The following is a 23360-nucleotide window of genomic DNA, read 5'->3' on the forward strand; positions in this document are numbered from 1 at the left end:
GAGTTGTATAACCGGGTTATGACTGACAGGATCCGGCGCATGCCCACCTTCTCCGCACCTGACGGATCACAGCTCGCCTACCGCGTGATCGGTGACGGCGCCCCGGTCGTCTGCCTCCCGGGAGGCCCAACCGACTCCGCCTACCTCGGCGACCTCGGTGGCCTGTCCACGCACCGACAGCTGATCCTTCTGGACCTCCGAGGCACTGGCCGGTCCGCGACTCCCGAAGACACCTCCTCCTACCGCTGCGACCGCCTGGTCGACGACGTCGAAGCGCTGCGTGCCCACCTCGGACTCCCCCGGATCGATCTGCTCGCCCACTCCGCCGGCACGAATATCGCGACGCAGTACGCGGCCCGGCACCCGGAGCGCCTCAGCAGACTTGCCCTGATCGGACCCAGCCCCCGAGCCGTCGGCATCGCGATCACCGGGGAGATGCGACGCGAGCTGGCGCAACGTCGAAGCAGCGAGCCGTGGTTCCCGGCGGCATTCGCCGCCCTGGAGGCGATCGCAGATGGCACGGGCAGCGATTGGGAGGCCATCGCACCCTTCTTTTGGGGCCGTTGGGACGCCGCGGCACAGGAGCACCACCGGACCGGGCAGCCGAGCAACAAGGAAGCCGTCGCTCTCTTCGCCACCGAGGGCGCCTTCCATCCCGAGACCACGCGTGCGGCGCTCGCCGGATGCGAGGCACCAGTCCTGCTCCTCACCGGCGAGTTCGACCTCAACAGCCCTCCTGAGTCGGCGGCCGAGTTCGCTGCGCTGTTCCCCGATGCCACGCTCGCGGTGCAGCCGGGAGCGGGCCACTACCCCTGGCTCGACGACGCCGACCGGTTCGCGGCGACCACCGCAGCATTTTGTCGGTGACAGCACGTTCTGGAGTATCGGAGAGGCCGCCCGGAAGACCGGGTTGACGGTGAAGCCGATCCGGCACTGGTCCGACATCGGGGTCGTACACCCGGCGCACAGGACTGCGGCCGGCTACCCGCTGTACGGCACGGAGGCCCTGGCCCGTCTGCAGCTGGCGCAGACACTGCGGGGGCTGGGTCTGGGCCTGGCGATGATCCGGGACGTACTGGAGCGCGAGGACACCCTGCCGCAAGTGGCCGCGACGCCCGTCGACACGCTGGAGGCACAGATCCGCACACTGCGGTCGCAGCAAGCGGTACTGCACTCCGCCACCCGCCGCAACGCCACTGCCAAGGGACTCAACACAGCTCGAAGTCGCCTCCGACACGAACGTGGAGAGGTACTGGCAGTTGTGGCCCTTGCCTGGAGGCGATTGCTCCGCAGGTCAACGCACTCTCGTCGTCCGGTCGCGGTCACGGCCTGTCATGGATTCAGATGCTGCCTTGAAGGCTTGCAGGAGGGGACGGTCGTCTCCTCGGCGGGTGGCCATGAAGATCCGGCTCACTGTAGGAGGCCCGTCGAGTTCGAGCCTTCGGGCGCCTGCGGGGAGCAGCGTCGTGACGCTGTAGGGGGCGATGGTGACGCCGAGGCCGGCCGCGACGAACATGATGATGGTGTGCCAGTTCGAGCACTCCTGCGCGACCTGGACATCGATGCCGGCGTTCCGCAGCGGCTGGGTGTTCATGTCGAACGCGTGAGTTCCTGCTGAACGCGGAAACAGGATCAGCGGGTCTGCGGCCAGCACCCTTGCTTCCACGTGGTCACATCTTGCGGCGGGGTGCTCGGTGGGGATGACGGCGACGAACCGTTCCGATGCCAGTAGGGAAAGGTCGATGTCGTCTCGCTCCTCGGCGTCCCGCACGATCCCGACGTCGGCGGTGCCCCGCTCCAGGGCCGCCAGGACATCGGTGGTGAAGCCGTCGTGCAGTTTGACCTGGACGTCCGGGCGGCGGCGGGAGAATTCGCGGAGGTGTTCGCTGACGATCGCGGTGGCGGAGGTGATGAAGGCGACATCCAGGCGGCCGGCCTCGCCGCGGCCGACACGGCCGGCCTCGTCGAGGTCGGCCGCCAGACGGTCCAGAACGTTCCGGGCCCTTGGCTGGAACGCCGCTCCCGCCTCTGTGAGGTGAACGCTGCGGGAGGTCCGCCGGAACAGCTCAACGCCGACGATCTTCTCAAGCTGTCTGATCTGCTGGGACAGGGCGGGCTGAGCGATGTGCAGGCGCTGAGCGGCACGGCCGAAGTGCAGTTCCTCGGCCAGAGCCAGGAAGTACCGCAGATGGCGGAGCTCGATTCGCTGATCCATAGTTTGAGCTTATTGATTGAGCCTGGGACTTGTATTGGACATATGGATGAGTGGGGCGGAGGCTACGGGGAGCCACATCAGAAAGGGAAACCCGTCTCATGCCGCACGCCTCTGCCCCGACCATGGTTTCCTCGATCGGCTCACAGAGTGACGCCGACGCGTTCTACGCGCTGAACGAGGAGTGGATCTCGCGCCTGTTCACCCTGGAGGAAGAGGACCGGGCTGTTCTCGGGGATCCGTTCGGCCGCATCGTGGGCCCGGGCGGCGACGTGCTCGTGGCGCGTGAGCCGGGCAGCGGCACGGTAGTCGGGTGCATCGCACTGCTGGCTTATCCGGACGCCGTGTTCGAGCTGGCGAAGATGGCCGTGGCTCCCGCCGCGCAAGGACGCGGCATCGGCCGCCGACTCATAGCCGCAGCGATCGACCGCGCCCAGGCCCTCGGTGGGGTCCGGCTGTTCCTGGGCACGAACAGCAAGCTGGCCCCCGCCATTCACCTCTACGAGGACGCGGGGTTCGTCCGGATCACCCGTGACCGTCTCCCAGTGTCCGACTATTACGCACGCGCCGACATCCTTATGGAAATGGAACTGGAGTGATTCTGGCGATCATGGAGTTGCGGCGCTCTGTGATCGGTGGGGAGACCTGTGCCTGGCCTGCCATCACGGCTGACCGAACCGCTCTGGAGCCAACTCGCCGCCCAACTGCCCGAGCGGCCGGAGTACCACCCGGACCATCCGCTGGGCTGCCACCGCCAACGCATCAGCGGCCGGATCGTCTTCGGCCAAAATGCTGTAGTTCCTGCGCTTCGGTTTGCTCCTGCCGGGCGATCACCGACACGACCTGCTCGGCCACCACGATCCGCAACCGCCGCGACGAGTGGATCCGGCTCGGCATCTTCACCAGGCTCAAGCAGGTCGTACTCGCTTCCTACGACCGGATCGTCGCCCTCGTCCTCGACCAGATCGCCGTCGACGGCTCGATCCCCAAAGCCAGCTGCGGCGGCGAGGCCGCCGCGCGTTCCCCGGTCGACCGCGGCAAACAGTGCCTGAAACGCTCCGGCATGACGGACGGTCACGGCATTCCACAGCGCCGCGTCCTGACCGGAGCCAACCGCCACGACTCCCCGTCTGCTCACTGCTCGCTGCTCGCTGCTCGCCCCGACCCTGGACCACTTGGACGACGTCGGACCGCTGCCCGACGGCATCACCGTCCACCTGGACGCCGGCTAGAGCGCCGGACCACCGTCATCGGCGCGGCTTCGACCTCTCCGACAGCACCATCACCGTACGTAGCCTGATCCGCCAGGCATGGACGACCCACCGCTGGGACGGACGCCCGCGCTGCGCAGGAGTAGTTCCGCAGGCCGGCGGGCCGCAGCGACGTATGGGGAGTGAGGCCCGGCCCCGAGTGGATCAGCGTCCTCTGGGCTGAATGTCAGGCGAATGCTCTGCGCCTGCGTGTCACAGCAACGGGACATGCTCGGTCAATGGTGCTGTGGCGTGCCGTAGGCCTCACCTGCATCCGGTATTCGATTGCGATCACCGCACTGCTGTGAGGCAGGCACCGCCGTGATCTTCGCCCAAGACCACATGAGGTAACGAAGGGATGATGAAAGATGACACTTCACAGTGACTTCCCCGCACCCGAGCACGGCCTCCTCCTCACGCACTTCCTGACCGTGCGCGACGTCGCCGTCTCGCGGCGGTTCTACGCCGACGTCTTCAGCGGCGAGGTCGTGATGGACGAGAACCCGGCGATGGTGAAGGTCGCCAACAGCTGGATCATCATGAATGTGGGAGGCGGGCCCACCCCCGACAAACCGGACGTCACCTTGGACGTGCCCCAGAGCGGCGAGCGGGTGTCCAGTTTCCTGAACGTGCGTGTGGCGGACATGGCCGGCTTCTACGCGCATGCCGTCGCGAAGGGCGCCCAATTTCTCACCGAACCCGTCGCCTACACCTCCGAGCTGCGCTGCTATCTACGCGACCCCGACGGTTACCTCATCGAGGTGGGCCAGTCCACCCGCTGATCAGGGGAATCCTGGCCAGTCCGCCTGCAGACTCGTGATCGCCATTCACGTTGACCGTCCTTAAGCGTGACTATTACTGAGCTTGGCCCATCAAGGTCTGAGCTCCGGTGCCGCCTCGGCCCAAACGCGCGGGTCACCGGCCTCGTCTGCCCGCGGCAGGGTGTACCGGACTGACCCTGAAGGGCGGATGTCAGTAACCCCACCAAGATCAGGTCTTGGTGGGGTTCGTCGTTCGCCTGGCAGCTGGGCGGCCTTTGCATGATCGTGTCTTCTCGCTGAAGTCGACAGTCGATCAGCCGCTTCATAGGTGGTGCAGGCAGCAACCGCGCCCCCGGTCCTGACCGCTGCCGGCACCACAGTGGACCAGAGCCCGAGAAGGGACAGCACTTCGACAGTGGTCCGGGAGGTGTCTGGCCGTCGGCGCCAACGCGGAATGTTCACGGATTCGGGCAGCACCGGACCGGGCCTTCCTCGCGCGTCGAGTGTGGCGGGGGGCTCAGCGCCAGTCGTCGATCACGTACGCGTCGGGGTGGCTGTAGCCGGGTTCGTTGGGCCTGTGCATCGTCACGCCCTGCAACCAGGTGCGGAACCCGCGGTCGACCATTCGCCGGTAGGCATCCTGGCGGGCCAGGTTCATTCCGGCGTCCAATTGGCCCAGGCCGCGCTCGGCGGCGAGCCGCTCGCACGCGTTGAGCAGTCGTTCGAACCGGTCGGCCGCCTCCGGGCCAGGGCGCACGGCGCCGAATTTGACGAAGCACACGTCCTCTCCGGCCTCCGACCCGGCACCGCAGTGGCAGACGGCCAGGGCATCGAGCTCGGATCCGGCCCCCTGGAGCAGGATGGTGTCACCGAGTCCCTGCGCGTGCGCGGCCACGATCTCACGTTCCAGGCTCAGGCCCTCGAACACGGCCCCGGTCAGTGTGCGACAGAGGCTCAGGGCGTCGACCTGCTCGGCGGCGGGAAGCTCGCCGTACAGCACTCGGCCGGGGACCTCGACGCTGCCTGCGACCTGCTTCTTCATGATGGCTGTGAGGAATCGGGGCCAGAAACCGTACCGGCGGTAGAGCTCAAGGTGCTTCGGACTGTTCGAGAAGGTGAACAGGCCCAGGTAGCGGTTCTCCCAGGTGCCGAAGCAGTCCATGACCGGCTCCATCAGGCGCGTGCCGATGCCCCGGTCCCACAGGTCCGGACGTACGGTCAGTGGGCCGAAGTACCCGACGCTGCCCCAGTTGACGGCGAAGTTCGATGCAACGACTTCGCCCTCGACCGTCGCTGCGAAGGCCGCCTGTGGATCGGCCGCCCAGCGAGTGCGGACATAGTCGGCGGTCCCGAAGAACGTCTTCGGCTCGGGAGCCCCGAGGAACGTCCCGAAGGCGACCCTGAAGATCTCGTCGGCCTGATCCAGGTCCGCCTCACCCAGCGGGCGGACCGACACAGGGACCGTGCCACTCTTGCGCTCCTCTGTCGGTGTGATCATCGCTCTCTCCTTCCCGATCCCCTTCATCGCACCACGGGCGTGCGCCGCAGGCGAGGCGAAAGTCCCCACATACCCAGGGGCCGAGGACCCGGCAGGTCTGCCCTGCCTGTCCGCCGGGAACTGCGGCAGTCACCAGGCCGCATACCGACCATCAACAAGACCAACGGGACACAGTGAGAGACCCTCTCCGGGCTTCGCGCGCTATCAACCGGAGGGAGGGTCAGCTCCCGCCGCGGAGCGCGTCGAGGACGTGGGGCCAGGCAACCGTCCCCAAGAGCGCGTCAGCCTCGGGTGTGCCTCCGTACTGGAAGCGTGGGGATGCCGATGCCGGGCTCTCGCCAGGAAAGCGTGGGCGGTGGCCGGCATCGGCGCGGGCGATCAGACGCACCGTGGCCCCGGCTGAGCGACGGCGTTGCGCCAGTTGTTCGGCGAAGGGAAGAGGCGGCCACATCCCGTCGTCGCCGCCTGCGACCAGCAGCAGATCGGCCCGCGCCTTGTCCACGGGGATCTCCGCCGCAGGGAGCAGATCAGCAAACGTCCGCTCGCTCAGTTCGTACCACCCGCGGATGGCGACCGGCCCACCGTCCGTCTCTGCGGGTGTCCAGGAATCGTCCAGGGGGACGAAAGGCAGCGCCTGCTCCCGCCAGGTCCAGGACGATCGATAGGGGCGGTGGGCTCCATCGCGCCCTGGCCCGACGTTGCACCAGACCCGGGACGTGGGCGACATCGCGACGACAACGTCCACGCGCGGATCGTGCACTGCCGTGAGCAGCGCCGCCTCAGCCCCCTTGGAAGTGCCCAGAATGCCGATGCGTCGTGCCCCGTTCAACCGGAGGAAGTCGACGGCGGCGGTGAAGGTCTCCAGGGGGATCTCACAGATCCCCGGGGACTGCTCCGGCCCGCCGAACCAGCGGATCGACAAGGCCGTCATGCCCTGCTGGGCAAGGATGCGTGCCCTCTCTCCTTCGATGCGCCCGCTGGATCCTGCCAGGACCAGGACACCGATGTCACTGCCGCGGGCGGGAGCGACCAGTACGCCTTCCCAGGGATCGGTCAGCTCGCGCTCAGTGACATCCACGTGGCCCCCCGTCGGTCCGCCTCAACCTCTCAGCGCAGCCTAATCGGCGTTGCCATTCCTCCCGGAACGGCCGCATCCGCCCCGCATAGCCACCGGTGGTGTCAATCCGGCGGTCCCAAATGAACTCGCCCTCCGGAACCGCCTCACATCGCGACCCACCGGGCGCGGTGCGCGACATCGAGGAATCGGACGATCATGCGGGCGGCCAGCCCCGGCTTGGTCGCAAAGACGTGTCCTCGTCCAGGCCCGCGGCTCGGCAGCGATCTGGGTCGCGCGTCCAGGAGCGCGGGATGTACAGCTCCCGGTCCACCGCCGCGTACCCGCGGCAGTCCCGCGTAGACGAGGTAGACAGCGACTTGCGCGTTTTCGATCCTCCCGGCGGTGCCGGTGTACTGGCGCTGGACACCGACGGTGTGCGTGCCCTTCTTCACGTCCCCGGTCTCGTCGACCACCAGCCGTGCACCCTCGTCGTGCAGATGCTCCAGGACGTCCTCACGCACGTCTTCGCGTACGGCGTCGGCATCCCATCGGGCCCGGCCGAGCAGGTGCTGCATGCCGTCCAGAGTGGCCTCTCCGGCCCATTCGGCGATGCTCCAGCAGTTTTTTTGCGTGGCAGGTCCGACAGCAGCCCCAGCACCAGATCCCGTACCCGACGCCGGGGTTCGACCCGGGCGAACCGGTCGGCTATCCGGCTCATCAGGCCCTCGAACGCTTCGTGTCGGCGGGCAGGGGCTTCCCTGTGACCTGCGGCCACCGCAAGATCGTCAGTGTTCACACACCGATGATCAGTGGCGGCCGCAACCTTCTCGCAGCCGACCCACGAGCAAGATCAAGGTCTATGGCTGGAGGTCGCGCTGGTACCAGGTGCCTGACTTGCCGCCGAGATCGGCCGGGGTGGCAGGGCCAACCGGGACGAACCCGGCCTTGGTCAAGACTTTCTGGGACGCGGCGTTGTCGTGGGAGGTGGCCGCCCGCAGTGTGCGCAGGCCGTGCCTCGCGGTCGCCATCCGGCACAGCTCCCGGACGGTAGCGGTCGCGACGCCGCGGCCGGCGACCTGCTCCGCGACCCGGTAGCCGAGTCTGGCAGTGCCGTCCTCCACGTCGTACAGGTTGAACCTGCCGAGCACCGAGCCGTCCTCGGCGACGAGCACGTAGAAGGCGCAGATGCCGGTCTCCTGCTCGGCCAACAAGGCGTTGTACCCGTCGGTGAACTGGTCGAAGAAGTCGTCGCCGCGGTCGGAGATCGAGGCAGCGAAGTAGGTGCGGTTCGCCAGCTCGAAGGCCAGGACCGCCGGGGCGTGGCCGGCATGCAGCCGCTTCAGCTCGGGCATCGCCCGACTCTACCCAGATCGTGCGCTGAGGCCATCTGAGTTTCCGCCAGCGGCAGACAGCCCCAAGAACCTGCTGACCGCTCATCGCCGCCCCAACGGCCTAGGGTGGAAAACGGAGGCAACAGCATGGGCGCGTCGGAGTATGCCGGGCTGACGCCAGTCGTGACCGGTGGCGCATCAGGTATCGGATTGGCCACGGCGCGGCTGCTCGCCGCCCGCGAGGCCCATGTCGCCTGCCTCGACCTCAAGCCCGACGACGTGCCCACACTGCTGGCCGGGATACCGGCCGACGTGGCCGTACGGACGGCGGTCGAGGGGGCCGCACGGCGGCTCTGCGGCATCGACATCCTGGTCGGCGACGTCGGCAACGTCGGTATCGGCGCCCAGGGCTCCATCGAGGCCAGCACCGACGACGAACGGCACCGGGTCTTCGAGGTCAACGTCATCGGCATCGTGCGAGCCCGCTCCCCGGTTCCACCACAGGTACAGATGTCGCCGTCGACGGCGACATTCACGGACCATGGATCCGGCGCCGCGCCTGACCTCCGGCACGAAACCGTCCGCAAGGAGAACCAGCCGTGAAGACCCGATGCCTCAGATATCCCGGCCTCGGGGCCGTCACCGCCCTCGCCGTCACCGCGCTCAGCGCCTGCGGCGGCTCCGGTGCCGACTCGGAGGGCGACGCGGACGGTGCCCCGGTGGTGGGCGTCGACTACCCCCGCTCCGACACCGACTTCTGGAACGCGTACATCAAATACACCCCGCGGTTCGCCAAGGAGCTCGGCCTGGAGCTGAAGACCACCCACTCGGAAAACGACGTCGCCAAACTCGCCGCCAACGCACAGACCTTCATCATCCACAGGGTGAAGGGCGTAGCGATGGCCCCGCAGGCCACTGCCCTGATAGCGCCCACCCTCCAGCAGCTGGCCGCGCAGAAGATCCCCGTGGTCACGCTGGATACCCGTCCCGACACCGGCGACGTCTACATGGTGGTGCGCGCCGACAACCGTGCGTACGGAGAGAAGGCCTGCCGGTTCCTCGGCACCAAGCTCGGCGGCGAGGGCAAGGTCGTCATGCTCCAGGGCGACCTTGCCTCGATCAATGCCCGGGACCGCACCGAGGGGTTCAACGAGTGCATGAAGGAGAACTATCCCAAGATCAAGGTCTTCGGGGAGGCGACCAACTGGGATGGGGCCGTCGCGGCGAAGAAGCTGCAGACGGATCTCACCGCCCACCCTGATATCAAGGGCGTCTACATGCAGGCCAGCTTCGCGCTCTCCGGCACCGTGCAGGTGCTCAAGACGCAGGGTCTGCTGGTCGGCCCGGAGGACAAGAAGCATGTGTTCGTGGTCTCCAACGACGGCATCCCCAGGGAGCTCAATGACATCGCCGAGGGCAAGATCGACGCCACGGTCTCCCAGCCCGCTGACCTCTACGCCAAGTACGCCCTCTACTACCTGAAGGCGGCGATCGAGGGCAAGACGTTCAAGCCCGGCAAGACCGATCACGACAGCACGATCGTCCAAGTCCGCGACGGTGTGCTGGAGGACCAGCTGTCCGCACCGCTGGTGACCGCGGACGGCGGGACCTACGGCGGAGTTCCCAGTCTCAGGAGCGACGACACGTCCCTCTGGGGCAACAACCCCGGCTGACCTCGCACGGCGTGCGCTCGGCGAACACCTCCTGTAACGCCGCGACCACCTGCTGCCCGCCTGTTGCCCCGCGAATGCCGGTACCCGGCCAGCCAGGCCACGTGGTACCGCCACACCGGATCGACCGCCCCCAGCGGCAGGCCCTCCACCGGCACAGCCACACAGCCGAGGAACCGCTCCACGAGCGAGGGCAGCCGCTCAGTGCGCGCGCCGCGCGCGGCGATCAGCGTCTCGACGGCGGCGCGGTGGTCGCTGTCGGCCGCGTTGATCACCGCGTCCGCGCGGCGTGCCAGGTCGGTGTGCCTGGTCGGTGAGGAGAGCTGGGTCGTCCAGGCCGCCCCAGCGACGCCGGACCCAACTCGGCCCAGTCGTCAGCCGTCAGCCTCAGCCGCCCGTGGTCTCCCGCACGATGATCCGGTGCCCTGCCACATGGTCCTGAGGGGTGGTGGCGGCGGGGTCGTCGATGCGTTCCAGGAGCAGGGACACGGCGGCTCTGGCGATCTCCTGCTTGTCGGGGGCGACGGTGGTCAGGCTGGGCACGCTGAACCGGGAGGCCTCGATGTCGTCGAAGCCGACCACGTCGAGGTCGGCCGGTACGGAGTGGCCCTGTTCGTGCAGCGCCCGCAGTGCGCCGAGGGCGAGGTGGTCGTTCAGGCACAGCAGGGCGTCGGGGCGGGGCTCGCGTCGCATCAGTGAGGTCGCCGCGCGGGCGCCGTCGTGCCAGTGGTAGGCGTCCACCGGTAGGACGAGGTCGTCTTCGAAGGGCAGCCCGGCGGCCTTGAGGGCCTCGCGGTAACCGTCGGTGCGCAGCCGGTCGGTGCCCTGTCGGCCGCGTACGGCGCCGCCGATGACGGCGATGCGGCGGCGGCCTCGGGACAGCAGGTGCTCGGTGGCCTCGCGGGCGGCCCGTACGTTGTCGATGCCGATGTGGTCGGTGCTGCCCTCGAGGGAGCGCTCGCCGAGGAGGACCACTGGCAGGCGCCGGTCGCGGGTGGCGAAGTCGCGTGGGTCCAGGGCGAGTGGGCTGAGGATGACGCCGTCGGAGAACTGCGCGTCGAAGCCGTGCAGCGCGGCCAGTTCGCGCTCGCGCACCGCGCCGGTCTGGTGGAGCAGGACGGTGTGGCCGCGCCCGGTGGCCTCGTTCATGACGTGCTTGGCCAGTTCGGCGAAGTACGCCACGTCGAGTTCCGGGACGGCCAGGGTGATCATGCCGGTGCGGCCCTGACGCAGTTGGCGTCCGGCCATGTTGACGCGGTAGCCGAGGGCGTCGATGGCCTCCTGGACCACGGTGCGGGTCTGCTCCGAGACGTGCTCGTAGTTGTTGATCACGTTCGACACGGTCTTGGGGGAGACGCCCGCGTACTCCGCCACGTCCTTGAGTCTCGGTCTTGCCGCCACGCTGTACTTCCTTCCGCCTGCCGTGATCGTACCGACCGTCACGAATCAGCTTCGGGCCGGATCGGATCGCCGCCGAGCCATTTACATCGATGTAATCGCCGTGGTGCCATAAGCCTCGCACCGATCGGCTCTCACGGCACAAGGAGATCCATGCCGCTCCCCCACCTCTCGGAACAGCCCCGCCCCGAGTACCCCAGGCCGCAGTTCGTCCGGGACGCCTGGCTCAATCTCAACGGCTCGTGGCAGTTCGAGATCGACCGGTCCGACACCGGTCTCGAGCGCGGTCTGCGCGAGCGCGAGCTCGCCGACCGCATCGTCGTCCCGTTCTGCCCGGAGTCGGCGCTCTCCGGGATCGGCGAGACCGACTTCCTGGAGGCCGTCTGGTACCGGCACACGGTGACCGTCCCGGCCGCGTGGGCGGGCTCCCGGGTGCTGCTGCACTTCGGCGCCGTCGACCACGACACGACGGTGTGGGCGGGCGGCACCGAGGTCGCCCGCCACCGCGGCGGCTTCACCCCGTTCACCGCTGACCTCGGCGATGTGGCCGTGGCGGGCGAGGAGTTGACGATCGTCGTACGGGCCCGGGACAGCCGGCACGGAGTCCAGGCCCGCGGCAAGCAGGCCACCCGGTACGCCAACTCCCACTGCCACTACACCCGGACCACCGGCATCTGGCAGACCGTGTGGCTGGAGCCGGTCCCGCGCGCCGTCGCGCTCAAGCGCCCCCGCATCACGCCCGACCTGGCCTCGGGGTCCTTCTTCCTGGAACTGCCGCTGACCGCCAACGTCCCCGGCCACCGCGTGCGCGCCACGCTCACCGACGGCGGGGACGAGATTGTCGTGGCCGAGAGCCGCGCGGACCTCGACCTCGCGCCCCGCCTGGTGCTGACCGTGCCCGCCGACCGGCTGCGGGTGTGGTCGCCCCAGGACCCGCACCTGTACGGCCTGACCTTCGAACTCCTCGACTCCGCCGGGGAGATCGTGGACACGGCACGCTCCTACGCCGGCCTGCGCTCGATCTCCGTCCACGGCAAGCGACTGCTGCTCAACGGCGAACCGGTCTTCCAGCGCCTCGTGCTCGACCAGGGCTACTACCCCGACGGCCTGATGACCGCGCCCAGCGACGCGGACCTGGTCCACGACATCGAACTGGGCCTGCACGCCGGCTTCAACGGGGCCCGGCTGCACCAGAAGGTCTTCGAGGAGCGCTATCTCTACCACGCCGACCGGCTCGGCTACCTGGTCTGGGGCGAGTTCGGCGACTGGGGCTGCGAAGTCGGCGTCCGCGACGACAACCAGCGCCCCGACGCGTCATACGTCACCCAGTGGCTGGAGGCCCTGGAGCGGGACTACTCGCACCCCTCCATCATCGGCTGGTGCCCGCTGAACGAGACCTACCAGCCCCTGCACGACCGCATCACCCAACTCGACGACGTCACCCGGGCCATGTTCCTGGCCACCAAGCAGGCGGACCCCACCCGCCCCGTCATCGACGCCTCGGGCTACGCCCACCGGGTCGCGGAGACCGATGTGTACGACTCCCACTGCTACGAGCAGGACCCGGCCGCCTTCGCCAAGGCGATGGACGGCCTGGCGGAGGACCGGCCGTATGTCAACGCGGGGCCCGACGGCCGGACCTGGTCGGTGCCGTACCGCGGCCAGCCGTACTTCTGCAGCGAGTTCGGCGGCATCTGGTGGGACCCCGAGGCCGCGGCCGCCGCGGCAGGCAACGAGACCGACACCTCCTGGGGATACGGCGAACGGCCGCGCACGGAGGAGGAGTTCGTCGACCGCTTCACTGGACTGACCGGCGTCCTGCTCGACGACCCGGACATGTTCGGCTACTGCTACACCCAGCTCACCGACGTCTTCCAGGAACGCAACGGCATCTACCGCTTCGACCGCACCCAGAAGGTCGACACCGCCCGTCTGCGCCGGGCCCAACTGCTCCCGGCGGCCTACGAAGACACCCTGCAGCCCCCTTCCCCGTAGCCCCTCCCCCCTTCCGCGCGAGCGGAACAAGCAGGGCGTTTCACGCCCGAGGTTTACATCGATGTAAGAACTGAACCGTGCGGCGGCGGTACCCGAAGGCCACATCCCCGGTGAACCGCCGCCCCTCGAAAGGAGCCCCATGACCGGCATGCCCCCACCCGTCGGTCCGCCCCGTCTCACACGGCGCCGCGCCCTCACCGGCGCCCTCGCCTCCGGAGCCGCTCTCCTCGGCGCCGGAGCGCTCAGCGGCTGTGGGTCCGCGCAGGCTGCCGACGCCTCGACCGTCCGCCTGTGGGACCTGTTCAGCGGAGCCGACGGCGGCCTCCTCAACGACATGGTGCGCGCCGCGGGCCCCGACATGCCGGGCACGACCATCGAGCGCACCGTCCTGGAGTGGGGACCCCCGTACTACACCAAGCTCGCCATGGCCTCCGCCGGCGGACGCGGGCCCGACGTCGCCGTCGCCCACATGTCCCGCCTGGCCGGCTACGCGCCCACCGGCCTGGTCGACCCCTGGGACCTGGACGTACTGGCCGAATACGGGATCGGCCCCGCCGACTTCGCCGACACGCTGTGGTCACGCGCCCAGCACCGAGGACGGACATACGCCATCCCCCTCGACACCCACCCCTTCATCGTCTTCTTCCACCCCGAACCAACCGCCGAGGCGGGCCTGCTCACCAAGGACGGCACCCTGGACGCGGAGGCGTTCTCCTCCCCCGACCGCTTCCTCGCCGCGGGCAGGGAACTGGCCAAAGCCTCGGGCAAACACGGCATCGCCTTCGGCTACGTCAACGACCCCGCCCAGGGATGGCGCCTCTTCTACGGCCTGTACCGGCAGACCGGCGGCACCCTCCACCTGCCCGAGGGCGGGCCGGCCGAGGTCGACGAGGACCGGATGGCCGAAGTCATCGCGTTCATGGCCAAGTTGACCGACGGCCGGGTCAACTCCAAACGGCTCGACTACTACTCGGGCATCGCCTCCTTCGCCAACCGGCAGGCGGCGATGACCCTCTCGGGCGAGTGGGAGCTCGGCACCTTCCGCGCCGCGGACAAGAACGTGGGCGCCGCCCCGTTCCCCACCGTCTTCGGCACCCCGGCCGTCTACGCCGACTCGCACTCCTTCGTGCTGCCCCACCGCCCCGACCCGGACCCCGAACGCCGCCGCCGTACCCACCGCGCGGTCGCCGCGCTGCTCAAAGCCGGGCAGATCTGGGCCACCGCGGGCCACATCCCCGCCTACGGGCCCGTCACCCGCACCCGCGCCTACGCGCGCCTGCAGCCCCAGGTCCACTACGCGGGCGCCCAGGACCACGTGGTCCTCGACCCCTCGGTGTGGTTCGCCGGGTCCGGCTCCGACTTCCAGACCGCCATGTCCCAGGTGCTGCAGCAGGCCCTCCTCGACGGCCTCGCCCCCGACCGTGCGGCGCGCGCCATGGTCCGGCGCCTGAACACCTTCCTGTCCAAGCCCAGCCCGGCCTGACCGGCCGCGCACCACCGCGCAGGAGGCACAACGATGTCCTCTCCCCACGCCTCGCCCCACGCCTCGCCCCGCCCCGGAGCTCCGTCCGTGCGCCGATCGGTCCCGCCCGGCCTGCTGTTCGCGCTGCCCTTCCTCATCTTGTTCGCCATGTTCCTGCTCTGGCCACTGGGCCAGGGCCTGTGGATGAGCCTCACGGACACCTCCCTGTCGGTCCACGACCCGGCCTTCATCGGCGTCGACAACTTCACCGAAGCACTCCAGGACACCGAGATGTGGCGCTCGCTCGGCCACACCGTCTGGTTCACCCTGATCTCGACCGTCCCGCTGGTCGGGGTCGCGCTCGGCCTGGCCCTGCTGGTCCACACCGGCCTGCCCGGCCAGTGGGTGTGGCGGCTGGCCTTCTTCGCCCCCTATCTGCTGCCCGTCGGCGTCGTCAGCCTGCTGTGGCTGTGGCTCTACCAGCCCGACCTCGGCCTCTACAACCACCTCCTCGGCTCCCTCGGCCTCGACCAAGTGGGCTGGCTCAGCGACGAGTCGGTCGCCATGTGGGCCATCGCCCTGACCACCCTGTGGTGGACGGTCGGCTTCAACTTCCTGCTCTACCTGGCCGCGTTGCAGTCCATCCCCGACCACCTCTACGAGGCCTCCGCCATCGACGGCGCGGGCGCCTGGCGGCGGCTGTGGTCGATCACGCTGCCCCAGCTCTCCCGCATCACCGTCGTGATCACAGTGCTGCAGATCCTGGCCTCCCTGAAGGTCTTCGACCAGGTGTACCTCCTGACCAAGGGCGGCCCGAACGGCTCCACCCGCCCGGTCGTCGAGTACATCTACGACGTCGGCTTCACCGGCTACCGGCTCGGATACGCCTCGGCGATCAGCTACGTCTTCTTCACCCTCGTCCTCGTCGCCTCCGCCACCCAGTACGCCGCCCTCCGCCGCCGGGAGAAGTGACATGACCTCCACCGACCTGCCCGTCCGCACCGCTCCCACTCCCCAGACACTCCCGCCCATACGGGAGTTGAGAGTCCGTCGCGCTGCCCGGCGCGGACAGACGAACCTCACGCTCGGCAACAGCCGCCTCACCCGCGTGCTCGCGCTGGCCGCACTGACCGTCATGGCCGTGGTGTGGCTGCTGCCGATGGCGTGGGCTCTGCTGACCGCGTTCAAGTCGGAGGCGGACGCCAGCAGTCCCACGCACTGGTTCTGGCCCCAGGGCGGCTTCACCCTGGACGGCTTCCGCACCGTGTGGGAGCGCGGCGACCTGCCGCTGTGGATGCTCAACAGCCTGTTCATCTCGACGGCCGTCACCGTGATCACCGTCCTGGTCTCGGCCATGGCCGGATACGCTTTCTCCCGCACCCGGTTCGCCGGCCGCCGCTGGCTGTTCCTGCTCACCGTGGCCGCCGTACTGGTGCCGCCGCAGATCCTGATCGTGCCGTGGTTCCGGCAGATGCTCACCCTGAACCTGCTCGACACCTACGCGGCGGTGATCCTGCCGCAGACCGTGGCGCCCGTGATGGTGTTCATCCTGAAGAAGCACTTCGACTCGCTGCCCCACGAGTTGGAGGAGGCGGCCCGCATCGACGGCGCCGGACACTGGCGGATCTTCTGGTCGGTCCTGCTGCCTCTCTCCCGCCCCATGCTGGCGGCCGTGGCGATCTTCGTGTTCATCGGCGCATGGAACAACTTCCTGTGGCCGTTCGTGTCGACGTCCGACCCGACGCTGATGACCCTGCCGGTCGGCATCACCTCGGTGAAGGACGCCTACGGCATCCAGTACGCCCAGACGATGGCCTCCGCCGTACTGGCCGCCCTCCCGCTCGTCGTGGTCTTCATGTTCTTCCAGCGGCACATCGTGAAGTCCGTGGCGACGACCGGCCTGGGCGGCCAGTGACGACGCCGACGACTTTCCGCCCGCCTCCTACAACGATGTAAAGGAGACTCCCCCATGCGCGCAGGACCGCGCACTTCACTGCCCGCCACCGTCCTCACCCTCCTCGCCCTGCTGCTCGGCCTCGGCGCCGTCCAGCCGGCCGCCGCCACGAGCCCCACCGCGGCCGAGCCCGCGGCGGCCCCCACCGCCGCGGGAACCTTCCGCAACCCGCTCAACACCGGCCCGGACCCGTTCGTGACGCACGTCAACGGGGCGTACTACCTGACGGCCACCCAGGGCGACAGCATCCGTATGTGGCGCTCGACCTCGCTGGGCACGCTGCTGAGTGCCGACCCCGTCACCGTGTGGACGGACACCGACCCCTCCCGCAACCGCAACATCTGGGCACCGGAGTTCTACCGCTTCGGCGACCGCTGGTACCTCTACTACACCGCCGACGACGGCGTCGACGACCACCACCGGCTCTACGTCCTGGAGTCCGAGCGCGACGACCCGGCCGGCCGGTACCACTTCAAGGCGAAGCTCGCCCCGCCCAACCACGCCGACAAGTTCGCGATCGACCCCGGCATCCTCCAGCACAACGGACGCCTCTACCTCGCCTATGCCGGCATCAACCAGTACCAGCACAACGGCATCAACATCGCCCCCATGTCCAACCCCTACACCGTCTCCGGCAACGCCGTCGCGATCGACGCCGCTGGCGGCTGCCCCGAGGTCCGCGAAGGACCGGAGTTCCTGAGCCGCAACGGCCGTACGTGGATGACGTACTCGACGTGCGACACGGGCAAGCCCGACTACCAGGTCTGGATGATGTCCCTGCGCGACGGCGCCGACCCGCTCGTGCCCGCCAACTGGACCCAGCACTCCGGGCCGGTGTTCTCCCGCGCCGACGACCGCGGCGTCTACGGCCCCGGCCACCACGCCTTCTTCCGCTCGCCCGACGGCACCGAGGACTGGATCGTCTACCACGCCAAGACGACCTCGACGAACACCTACACCGACCGCACCACCCGCGCCCAGAAGATCACCTGGAACACCGACGGCAGCCCCAACCTCGGCCGGCCGCTCGCCCTGGGCGCCACACAGGACCTGCCCTCGGGCGACCCGGGCTCCGGCACGTACTGGATCAACGACGACGGCCGCTCCAGCGGTGACGGCACCCTCGCGTACACCGGCAGCTGGAACTCCGGCACCGGCTGCGCCACCCAGTGCTTCTGGGGCGACGACCACTGGAGCGACCGGGCCGGCAACACCGCGACCTTCACCTTCACCGGCACCCGCATCGCCCTGCTGTCCGTCCGCGACACCGGCAACGGCATCGCGGCGCTGAGCATCGACGGCGGCGCCGAGCAGCGCGTCGACTTCTACGGCGCGATCCGCACCGGCGAGACCGTGCAGTACCTCAGCCCCAAGCTGCCCTACGGCCGCCACACCCTGCGCGTGCGGGTGACCGGCGAGCACTCCGCCCAGTCGCAGGGCGGGTTCGTGAGCGTGGACCGGGCGGAGGTATACACAAAGTGACCCGCCCAGCCATCACAGCAGCAGAGCCACGGTCCTCTCCCGCGCTGCCCGCCTTGCCGCGACCTTACTGGCCCTGGCCGCGGTGGCCCTGGGCCTCAACTCCGCAGCGGCATCCGCGGCGGCCGCGGAGGGCGCCCGGCTCGTCCTCGACCGGGACTTCCCCGACCCGGACGTCGTAAAGGCCGGCGACACCTACCACGCCTTCGCCACCAACGCGGACGGCAAGAACATCCAGCACGCCACATCGACGGACCTGGTGCGCTGGTCCGTGGCCGACGCCGACGCGTTGCCGGCCGTGGGGAGTTGGGCGATTCCGGAGCGTACCCTGGTGTGGGCTCCCGAGGTGTTCGACAACGGCGCCGGGTTCACCTGATTCTTGCGAGGATGCCCGGCTTTCACGCCGAGGAGGATTCGCATCTCGAACCGGTGACGCGGAGCGTCACCGCGTCCGATGGCCGGGCACGGAGTGCCCGCATTGCTGGCCGGCGGAGCCGGGGAATTCGCACACGGGTCCGGGATGGTCCCGAGGGTGGGTGAATGTGTGCGAAGTTCGCCCGGATGTGCGAGGTGCTGCCTAGGTTGGGGGTCGTGAAGCTGGTGGTGCAGGTGAAGCTGTTGCCGTCGCCGGAGCAGGCGGCGACCCTGCGCGCCTGCAACCAGGCCGCCGATCACGTCTCACAGGTTGCGTTCGAGTCGGGTGTGAAGGACCGCAACGGCCTGCAGAAGCTGGTCTACGCGGACATCAAGGCCACGTTCGGGCTGTCGGCCCAGCCCGCGGTGCGAGTGGTGAAGAAAGTCGTGGACGCCTACGGCGCGCTCGCGGCGAACCTGCAAGCCGGGCGGCTGGGCGGTCCGGGGGCGAAGCGATACCGCAAGGCCATCGGCTCGCCGGTCACCTTCCGGCCCGAGGCCGCGCAGCCGTTCGACGACGTGTGCCTGTCCTGACAGATGGACGCACGCACGGTGTCGATCTGGACGGTGGACGGGCGACTGCGCGGCATCCGCTACACCGGCTCGCCGGACCAGCTCAAGACGCTAGCCCAGTTCCGCAAGGGCGAGTCCGACCTGGTCCAGCGGGGCGGGAAGTGGTTCCTCATCGCGACCTGCGACATCCCCGATCCCGAGGTGCACGAGCCGACCGACTGGATCGGTGTCGACCGTGGCATCGTCAACCTCGCCACCACCAGCGACGGCGCCAACTACCAAGGCCGCCGCCTGAGCCGCTACCGGCGCTGGCAGGCCCGCAAACGCGCCGAACTCCAGACCAAGTGCACCCGCTCGGCCACCCGCCGTCTGGCCCGCCGGGCGAAGAAGGAACAGCGCCATGCCACCCACGTGAACCACCGGATCAGCAAGGAGATCGTGTCCGTCGCGCAACGCACCGGTCGCGGGATCGCCGTCGAGCAGCTCGATGGGATCCGGGATCGGGTACGGCTTCGCCGCGACCAGCGGGGCACCTTGTCTTCCTGGCCGTTCCACCAGCTCGGACAGCACCTCGCCTACAAGGCCCGCCGGGCCGGGGTGCCATTCCTGGAAGTGGATCCGGCCTACACCTCGCAGCGCTGCCCGCGCTGCGGGCACACCGAGCGGGCCAACCGGCCCGCCCGGGACCGTTTCTCCTGTCGTCGGTGCGGCCTCGCTGGGCCTGCCGACCACGTCGCCGGGGTCAACGTGCGCCAGCGCGCACGCTCGGCGTGGGTGTTCGTCACCACACCCGTCCCCGCACCAGCCTGAACAGGCCGGAACGTGGGGAGATGCGACCCGTGACCGTCCCGTCGTAGGGGACAGTCGGGAGCGCGACAAGGTGTGAACGACCGAGTACACAAGCCCGGCGTTCACGGCCGAGAAGGTGACCATGTTCTACGTCGCCCGGGACCGCGCGAGCGACAAACAGTGCATCGGAGTGGCCCAGTCCGCCTCTCCCGACGGGGCGTTCCGGCCCGTGGGCGACAGGCCGGTGGTGTGCCCGGCCGCCCAGGGCGGCGCGATCGACCCGTCCTCGTACACCGAGAACGGCTGCCGCTACCTGCTGTGGAAGAACGACGGCAACTACTGCGGCCAGGACACCTGGCTGCACCTGCAGGAGGTGACATCGAGGCGCCGACACTGGTGAAGCGCGCGGGTCACTACTGAGGACCGCCGCTGAAAATGAGAGTTGACAAGGCCTCTGACCTGCCCACTATCACTTTCACGGTCGTCGAAGTAGCTTGAGTTCGTGGAGTTGAAAATGAGAGCGGGCCTGACCAGCTCTTATCGAGTGACAGCGGGCTCGGCGCGACGGTTGGCACCGTGATCGCCCCCTACTGTCAGAGCTGACGGTGCATCACGTCGATACAGGTGGCCCGGGCCGCGGTCGATCGATCTCGCGGATATGGAGTGCCACCAGGTTCATTCCACCGCCGGTGGCGATCGGCGGTTGCTGCCAGGCGAGACTCATCTGCGCACCGGCCTCGTTCTTCTGCCCGTTCACGCCGGCCTCCTGAACGATCTCCCGGAGCCAGCCGAGCTTCGCGGACTTCTCGGGGCCCACGTGCGCGGCCCTGCGCATCGCCATGAAGTTGCCTGCGCGCACGCCTTCCCGGTATGCCTCCTCGTCCGATGCGCTCAGCTCCTCCCACTCGTCGGTCTGCTGGAGACTGGGGAGTCCGTCCGCATGTCCTCCGGGTTGCGCCGCAGGTAGACCGGGGCCACGGCCTTGCAGGAGGCAACCGATGCGGCCAACGCGTCCCGTTCGCCCAGGGAGTCCGCGACGTCGCCATCGAGCATCAGGACCAGGTCGCGGAACTCCCCATTTCAGGTCTCCATCGGGGTTCCGGTCAGGAAAGGGCGCGCCCGCAGCGCTCTGCCCACAGGGCGACCGCCTGGGGCCGCTTGGCCTACGGGTTCTTCACGAAGTGCGCTTCGTCGATCACGAGCAGTCCGACCTCCCCGCCGCCCGGGGCGGGAAATCGGCGCAGCGCAACGGTGCAGTACGCGTTCCAGAGCGTCTGGGTAACCGCGTTGCCGCTCCTGTTGACCGGGGTGGCACGGAGGCTGACCGTGCGGGGCTTCCCGAACGCGACCGTCATCCCATGGCTGTCCAGCTTGGCAAAAAGGCCCAGCGGCAGGCCGTGCGGCCCGGCCGCGGTGCTCGAAGGGGTAGGCCGCCAGGACCGGCTCGATCAGCGCCCAGCGGACATCGGGCCTCTTGAGAGGAGACAGGCGCGAGCCGCATTCCGTCCCGGCCTCCACCCCACTCGGGCATCGAGGCTCGACCGGCCCGAGCGGTCACTCACCTCGCGCCCTGCGGGGTGAGCCTGATGTGGCGGATGACCTTTCGGTGGTGTGTGTAGGCGATGTGCAGGGCGCCGTCCGGTGTCTGCGCTATCGAGGGATAGGACAGTTCGCGGTTGAGGCCGTCGCGGGAGTTGTTGGTGAGGCAGTGGCCGTCGCCGGTCGCGAGGTCGGCGCGCAGCGGCCAGGTCAGGCCGCCGTCGGACGAGAGGGCGAGGCTGAGCGGCGCGCGCGGGGCACCCCAGAACGCGGTCGAGGGGGTCTGCCGTACCGCCGTCGTCACCGAGCCGTCCGGGGCCTTGCTGTCGGCGAGTGAGCCCGTGTCGTCGATCTCGTCGTAGAGGGAGACTCGGCGGGCGGTCGCGTCGGCGGCGCTGCTGTGGTTGTAGACGAGGGCCAGGCGGCCGTCGGCCAACAGGACGTACTGGATCGAGGAGTTGTTGTTCGGCAGGTCCAGCGGCTGCGGCTCGCTCCAGGTGTCGCCGTCGTCCAGCGACACGGACCGGTGCACGGCGTCGGCGCGCCGGCTGCGGTAGAGGGCGAGCAGGGAGCCGTCCGGCAGCCGGTGGACGTTCATGTGGACCAGGCCCGTGGAGCCGGGCACGGGCTGCTCGGACCAGGTGCCGCCGTCGTCGTCGCTGATCATGACGGCGCTGGTGTCGAGGTCGCCCGACCACTTCTCGCCGGGGGCGGTCCGGCAGCGGAAGATGGGCAGCAGCAGGCGGCCGGTGGGCAGGACGACGGGTGGCTGGCGCACGAAGACACCGCCGACGCCCGGGGTCGCGGGGAACAGGGTGCGGGTCGCCTCCCAGGTCGTGCCGTGGTCGTGGCTGACGCGCAGCCGTACCTCGGCGGTGTCCTGGTCTCCGCCTCGCTGAGCGGTGTGCAGCAGCCACAGGGCGCCCGAGGGCATGGGGAAGAGCACGGGGTTCTGCTCGGAGCGTGCCGGGTCGTCCGAGAGGCGGACGGGCTCCGTCCATGTCGTGGTGCCGGGCGCGAGCCTCGAGAACCACACGCTGATGTCCGCCATGCCCTCCTGCGTGCCGCCGAACCAGACGCAGCCGAGGTCCCCGCCGGGCAGCACGGTGAGGTTGGCGGCGTGGCTCTGCACGGTCGGTGCGGGCAGCGTGGTGTCGGTGCGGTCGAAGCCGTCGAGGAGTCGGTTGGTCACAGTGCCTCTCCAGGGGTCCGGGCAGCGGTCAGGTGCTGGCGGGCGGTCTGTTCCAGGTGCACCAGGTCGCAGGCGACGGTCGCGAACGTGAAGCCCTCGGCGAGGCGCTTGGCGGCGCTCGCCCCGTCCGGGTTGTGGATGCCCGCGGCGATTCCGGCGGCCGCCGCCGCCTCGCGTACGGTGCCGAGCGCGGCCTCGAAAGCATCGGCCAGGTTCGGGTCCGTGGACGAGGCGCCGCCGAGGGCGATCCGCAGGTCGGAGGGGCCGACGTAGACGCCGTCGAGGCCCGGCGTCGCGCAGATCGCCTCGACGTCGGCGAGACCTTCGGCCGTCTCGATCATGGCGAGGACGACCGTGCTGTCGTGCGTGTCGGCCGGATCGGGGCCGATCCTCAGCGCCGAGCGCATCGGGCCGTAGGAGCGCCGGCCGAGGGGCGGGTAGCGGACCGCGGCCACGGCCTCGGCGGCCTGCGCGGCCGTGTCGACCAGCGGCACGATCACTCCGGTCGCGCCCGCGTCGAGGGCACGGCCGATCGGGGCGGGGTCATTGGCCTCCACCCGGACCAGGCCGACGGCCGTGGAGCCCCGACTGTCGATCGCGAGGAGGTTGTTGAGCATGCCGGAGTAGCCGAACAGGCCGTGCTGGGCGTCCAGGGCGACGTAGTCGTAACCGAGGCGGGCGATGCGTTCGGTGGCGACGGGCGCGTCCATCAGGCACCAGTAGCCGAGCAGTTGCTCGCGGGCGCGCAGGGCGGCGGTGAACTCTGCGGGGGTCATGGGCAGGTGTTCCTTCGCAGGGGGCGGGGCGTCGAAGTCACGTACGGGGCTCAGCGGTTGTAGGTCTCGT

General features: G+C 69.3%; 21 protein-coding genes and 4 pseudogenes. 16 read left to right on the forward strand and 9 right to left on the reverse strand.

Going from position 1 to position 23360, the window contains the following annotated elements:
• The first annotated feature begins 39 nt into the window (after positions 1–39).
• Both GAS53_RS28135 and GAS53_RS28140 read left to right on the forward strand, forming a co-directional pair.
• Positions 40–867, forward strand: coding sequence for an alpha/beta fold hydrolase (locus GAS53_RS28135; RefSeq protein WP_151480566.1), 828 nt, complete (start codon positions 40–42; stop codon positions 865–867).
• Positions 773–1072 (forward strand): annotated as a pseudogene (locus tag GAS53_RS28140) (MerR family transcriptional regulator); the annotation flags it as partial. The gene GAS53_RS28135 and the pseudogene GAS53_RS28140, both read left to right, overlap by 95 nt.
• A 222-nt stretch (positions 1073–1294) precedes the next feature.
• Here the strand turns inward: GAS53_RS28140 and GAS53_RS28145 are convergent.
• Positions 1295–2215: a LysR family transcriptional regulator gene (locus GAS53_RS28145; RefSeq protein WP_151480509.1), complete on the reverse strand. Its 921-nt coding sequence runs from the start codon at positions 2213–2215 to the stop codon at positions 1295–1297.
• A 98-nt stretch (positions 2216–2313) separates the two neighbouring features.
• Between GAS53_RS28145 and GAS53_RS28150 the strand changes: the two genes are divergently transcribed.
• From GAS53_RS28150 to GAS53_RS28160, 3 genes and pseudogenes are all read left to right on the forward strand, one after another.
• Positions 2314–2811, forward strand: coding sequence for a GNAT family N-acetyltransferase (locus GAS53_RS28150; RefSeq protein ID WP_225859126.1), 498 nt, complete (start codon positions 2314–2316; stop codon positions 2809–2811).
• 48 nt (positions 2812–2859) lie between these two features.
• Positions 2860–3553, forward strand: a pseudogene (locus GAS53_RS28155) (IS5/IS1182 family transposase); the annotation flags it as partial.
• 277 nt (positions 3554–3830) lie between these two features.
• Positions 3831–4282: pseudogene (locus tag GAS53_RS28160) on the forward strand (VOC family protein).
• 458 nt (positions 4283–4740) lie between these two features.
• Here GAS53_RS28160 and GAS53_RS28165 read toward each other — a convergent pair.
• The 4 genes from GAS53_RS28165 to GAS53_RS28180 form a co-directional block, all read right to left on the reverse strand.
• Positions 4741–5721: a GNAT family N-acetyltransferase gene (locus tag GAS53_RS28165; protein WP_192583318.1), complete on the reverse strand. Its 981-nt coding sequence runs from the start codon at positions 5719–5721 to the stop codon at positions 4741–4743.
• A 220-nt stretch (positions 5722–5941) separates the two neighbouring features.
• A complete protein-coding gene (locus GAS53_RS28170) occupies positions 5942–6799 on the reverse strand; it encodes an acyl-CoA thioester hydrolase/BAAT C-terminal domain-containing protein (RefSeq protein WP_151480510.1) in 858 nt (285 codons plus the stop codon).
• A 143-nt stretch (positions 6800–6942) separates the two neighbouring features.
• Complete coding sequence (locus GAS53_RS28175) at positions 6943–7389, reverse strand: transposase (RefSeq protein WP_151480511.1); 447 nt, start codon at positions 7387–7389, stop codon at positions 6943–6945.
• Positions 7390–7635: 246 nt separating this feature from the next.
• Complete coding sequence (locus GAS53_RS28180) at positions 7636–8130, reverse strand: GNAT family N-acetyltransferase (protein ID WP_151480512.1); 495 nt, start codon at positions 8128–8130, stop codon at positions 7636–7638.
• Positions 8131–8256: 126 nt separating this feature from the next.
• Here GAS53_RS28180 and GAS53_RS28185 point away from each other — a divergent pair, with 126 nt between their 5' ends.
• Complete coding sequence (locus tag GAS53_RS28185) at positions 8257–8712, forward strand: SDR family NAD(P)-dependent oxidoreductase (protein ID WP_151480513.1); 456 nt, start codon at positions 8257–8259, stop codon at positions 8710–8712.
• The gene (locus GAS53_RS28190) at positions 8709–9782 is read left to right on the forward strand and encodes a sugar ABC transporter substrate-binding protein (protein WP_151480514.1); all 1074 of its coding nucleotides are present in this window, start codon (positions 8709–8711) and stop codon (positions 9780–9782) included. Before GAS53_RS28185 ends, GAS53_RS28190 begins: the two co-directional genes overlap by 4 nt.
• 384 nt (positions 9783–10166) lie before the next feature.
• Here GAS53_RS28190 and GAS53_RS28195 read toward each other — a convergent pair whose 3' ends face one another.
• Positions 10167–11180, reverse strand: coding sequence for a LacI family DNA-binding transcriptional regulator (locus tag GAS53_RS28195; RefSeq protein WP_151480515.1), 1014 nt, complete (start codon positions 11178–11180; stop codon positions 10167–10169).
• Between the two features lie 150 nt (positions 11181–11330).
• On the opposite strand from GAS53_RS28195, the gene GAS53_RS28200 reads away from it, so the two are divergent.
• The 9 genes from GAS53_RS28200 (at position 11331) to GAS53_RS28235 (ending at position 20183) form a co-directional block, all read left to right on the forward strand.
• The gene (locus GAS53_RS28200; protein ID WP_151480516.1) at positions 11331–13172 is read left to right on the forward strand and encodes a glycoside hydrolase family 2 protein; all 1842 of its coding nucleotides are present in this window, start codon (positions 11331–11333) and stop codon (positions 13170–13172) included.
• A 139-nt stretch (positions 13173–13311) separates the two neighbouring features.
• Positions 13312–14655, forward strand: coding sequence for an extracellular solute-binding protein (locus GAS53_RS28205; protein WP_151480517.1), 1344 nt, complete (start codon positions 13312–13314; stop codon positions 14653–14655).
• A 33-nt stretch (positions 14656–14688) separates the two neighbouring features.
• Complete coding sequence (locus GAS53_RS28210) at positions 14689–15606, forward strand: carbohydrate ABC transporter permease (protein ID WP_151480518.1); 918 nt, start codon at positions 14689–14691, stop codon at positions 15604–15606.
• 1 nt (position 15607) lies between these two features.
• The gene (locus tag GAS53_RS28215) at positions 15608–16549 is read left to right on the forward strand and encodes a carbohydrate ABC transporter permease (protein ID WP_151480519.1); all 942 of its coding nucleotides are present in this window, start codon (positions 15608–15610) and stop codon (positions 16547–16549) included.
• A 54-nt stretch (positions 16550–16603) separates the two neighbouring features.
• Positions 16604–18070: a glycoside hydrolase family 43 protein gene (locus GAS53_RS28220; protein WP_151480520.1), complete on the forward strand. Its 1467-nt coding sequence runs from the start codon at positions 16604–16606 to the stop codon at positions 18068–18070.
• 82 nt (positions 18071–18152) lie between these two features.
• Positions 18153–18443 carry a family 43 glycosylhydrolase gene (locus tag GAS53_RS28225; protein WP_225859127.1) on the forward strand — a complete coding sequence of 97 codons (291 nt, stop codon included), beginning with the start codon at positions 18153–18155 and terminating at the stop codon, positions 18441–18443.
• A gap of 215 nt (positions 18444–18658) precedes the next feature.
• Complete coding sequence (locus GAS53_RS56580; RefSeq protein WP_225859128.1) at positions 18659–19015, forward strand: hypothetical protein; 357 nt, start codon at positions 18659–18661, stop codon at positions 19013–19015.
• Between the two features lie 3 nt (positions 19016–19018).
• Positions 19019–19804 carry an RNA-guided endonuclease InsQ/TnpB family protein gene (locus GAS53_RS28230; RefSeq protein ID WP_225859129.1) on the forward strand — a complete coding sequence of 262 codons (786 nt, stop codon included), beginning with the start codon at positions 19019–19021 and terminating at the stop codon, positions 19802–19804.
• Between the two features lie 121 nt (positions 19805–19925).
• On the forward strand, positions 19926–20183 hold the full coding sequence (locus GAS53_RS28235) for a family 43 glycosylhydrolase (RefSeq protein ID WP_225859130.1): 258 nt from the start codon (positions 19926–19928) through the stop codon (positions 20181–20183).
• A gap of 342 nt (positions 20184–20525) precedes the next feature.
• Here GAS53_RS28235 and GAS53_RS28240 read toward each other — a convergent pair.
• The 3 genes and pseudogenes from GAS53_RS28240 to GAS53_RS28250 all read right to left on the reverse strand — a co-directional run.
• Positions 20526–21030 (reverse strand): annotated as a pseudogene (locus GAS53_RS28240) (ATP-dependent helicase); the annotation flags it as partial.
• A gap of 311 nt (positions 21031–21341) precedes the next feature.
• Entirely contained in the window at positions 21342–22514 is a 1173-nt protein-coding gene (locus GAS53_RS28245; RefSeq protein ID WP_151480522.1) for a sialidase family protein, read from the reverse strand.
• A complete protein-coding gene (locus tag GAS53_RS28250) occupies positions 22511–23290 on the reverse strand; it encodes an HpcH/HpaI aldolase family protein (RefSeq protein WP_151480523.1) in 780 nt (259 codons plus the stop codon). The genes GAS53_RS28245 and GAS53_RS28250 overlap by 4 nt, the downstream gene beginning before the upstream one ends.
• Positions 23291–23360 lie beyond the last annotated feature (70 nt).

It is taken from the genome of Streptomyces albicerus, from assembly GCF_008905045.1.
Taxonomy (GTDB): domain Bacteria; phylum Actinomycetota; class Actinomycetes; order Streptomycetales; family Streptomycetaceae; genus Streptomyces; species Streptomyces albicerus.

What these genes read in the sequence shown, in the direction of transcription:
- GAS53_RS28135 (WP_151480566.1), top strand. Translation starts at nt 40, where the DNA reads ATGCCCACCTTCTCCGCACCTGACGGATCACAGCTCGCCTACCGCGTG.
- GAS53_RS28145 (WP_151480509.1), bottom strand. Translation starts at nt 2,215, where the DNA reads ATGGATCAGCGAATCGAGCTCCGCCATCTGCGGTACTTCCTGGCTCTG.
- GAS53_RS28150 (WP_225859126.1), top strand. Translation starts at nt 2,314, where the DNA reads ATGCCGCACGCCTCTGCCCCGACCATGGTTTCCTCGATCGGCTCACAG.
- GAS53_RS28165 (WP_192583318.1), bottom strand. Translation starts at nt 5,721, where the DNA reads ATGATCACACCGACAGAGGAGCGCAAGAGTGGCACGGTCCCTGTGTCG.
- GAS53_RS28180 (WP_151480512.1), bottom strand. Translation starts at nt 8,130, where the DNA reads ATGCCCGAGCTGAAGCGGCTGCATGCCGGCCACGCCCCGGCGGTCCTG.
- GAS53_RS28185 (WP_151480513.1), top strand. Translation starts at nt 8,257, where the DNA reads ATGGGCGCGTCGGAGTATGCCGGGCTGACGCCAGTCGTGACCGGTGGC.
- GAS53_RS28200 (WP_151480516.1), top strand. Translation starts at nt 11,331, where the DNA reads ATGCCGCTCCCCCACCTCTCGGAACAGCCCCGCCCCGAGTACCCCAGG.
- GAS53_RS28205 (WP_151480517.1), top strand. Translation starts at nt 13,312, where the DNA reads ATGACCGGCATGCCCCCACCCGTCGGTCCGCCCCGTCTCACACGGCGC.
- GAS53_RS28210 (WP_151480518.1), top strand. Translation starts at nt 14,689, where the DNA reads ATGTCCTCTCCCCACGCCTCGCCCCACGCCTCGCCCCGCCCCGGAGCT.
- GAS53_RS28215 (WP_151480519.1), top strand. Translation starts at nt 15,608, where the DNA reads ATGACCTCCACCGACCTGCCCGTCCGCACCGCTCCCACTCCCCAGACA.
- GAS53_RS28220 (WP_151480520.1), top strand. Translation starts at nt 16,604, where the DNA reads ATGCGCGCAGGACCGCGCACTTCACTGCCCGCCACCGTCCTCACCCTC.
- GAS53_RS28230 (WP_225859129.1), top strand. Translation starts at nt 19,019, where the DNA reads ATGGACGCACGCACGGTGTCGATCTGGACGGTGGACGGGCGACTGCGC.
- GAS53_RS28235 (WP_225859130.1), top strand. Translation starts at nt 19,926, where the DNA reads ATGTTCTACGTCGCCCGGGACCGCGCGAGCGACAAACAGTGCATCGGA.
- GAS53_RS28250 (WP_151480523.1), bottom strand. Translation starts at nt 23,290, where the DNA reads ATGACCCCCGCAGAGTTCACCGCCGCCCTGCGCGCCCGCGAGCAACTG.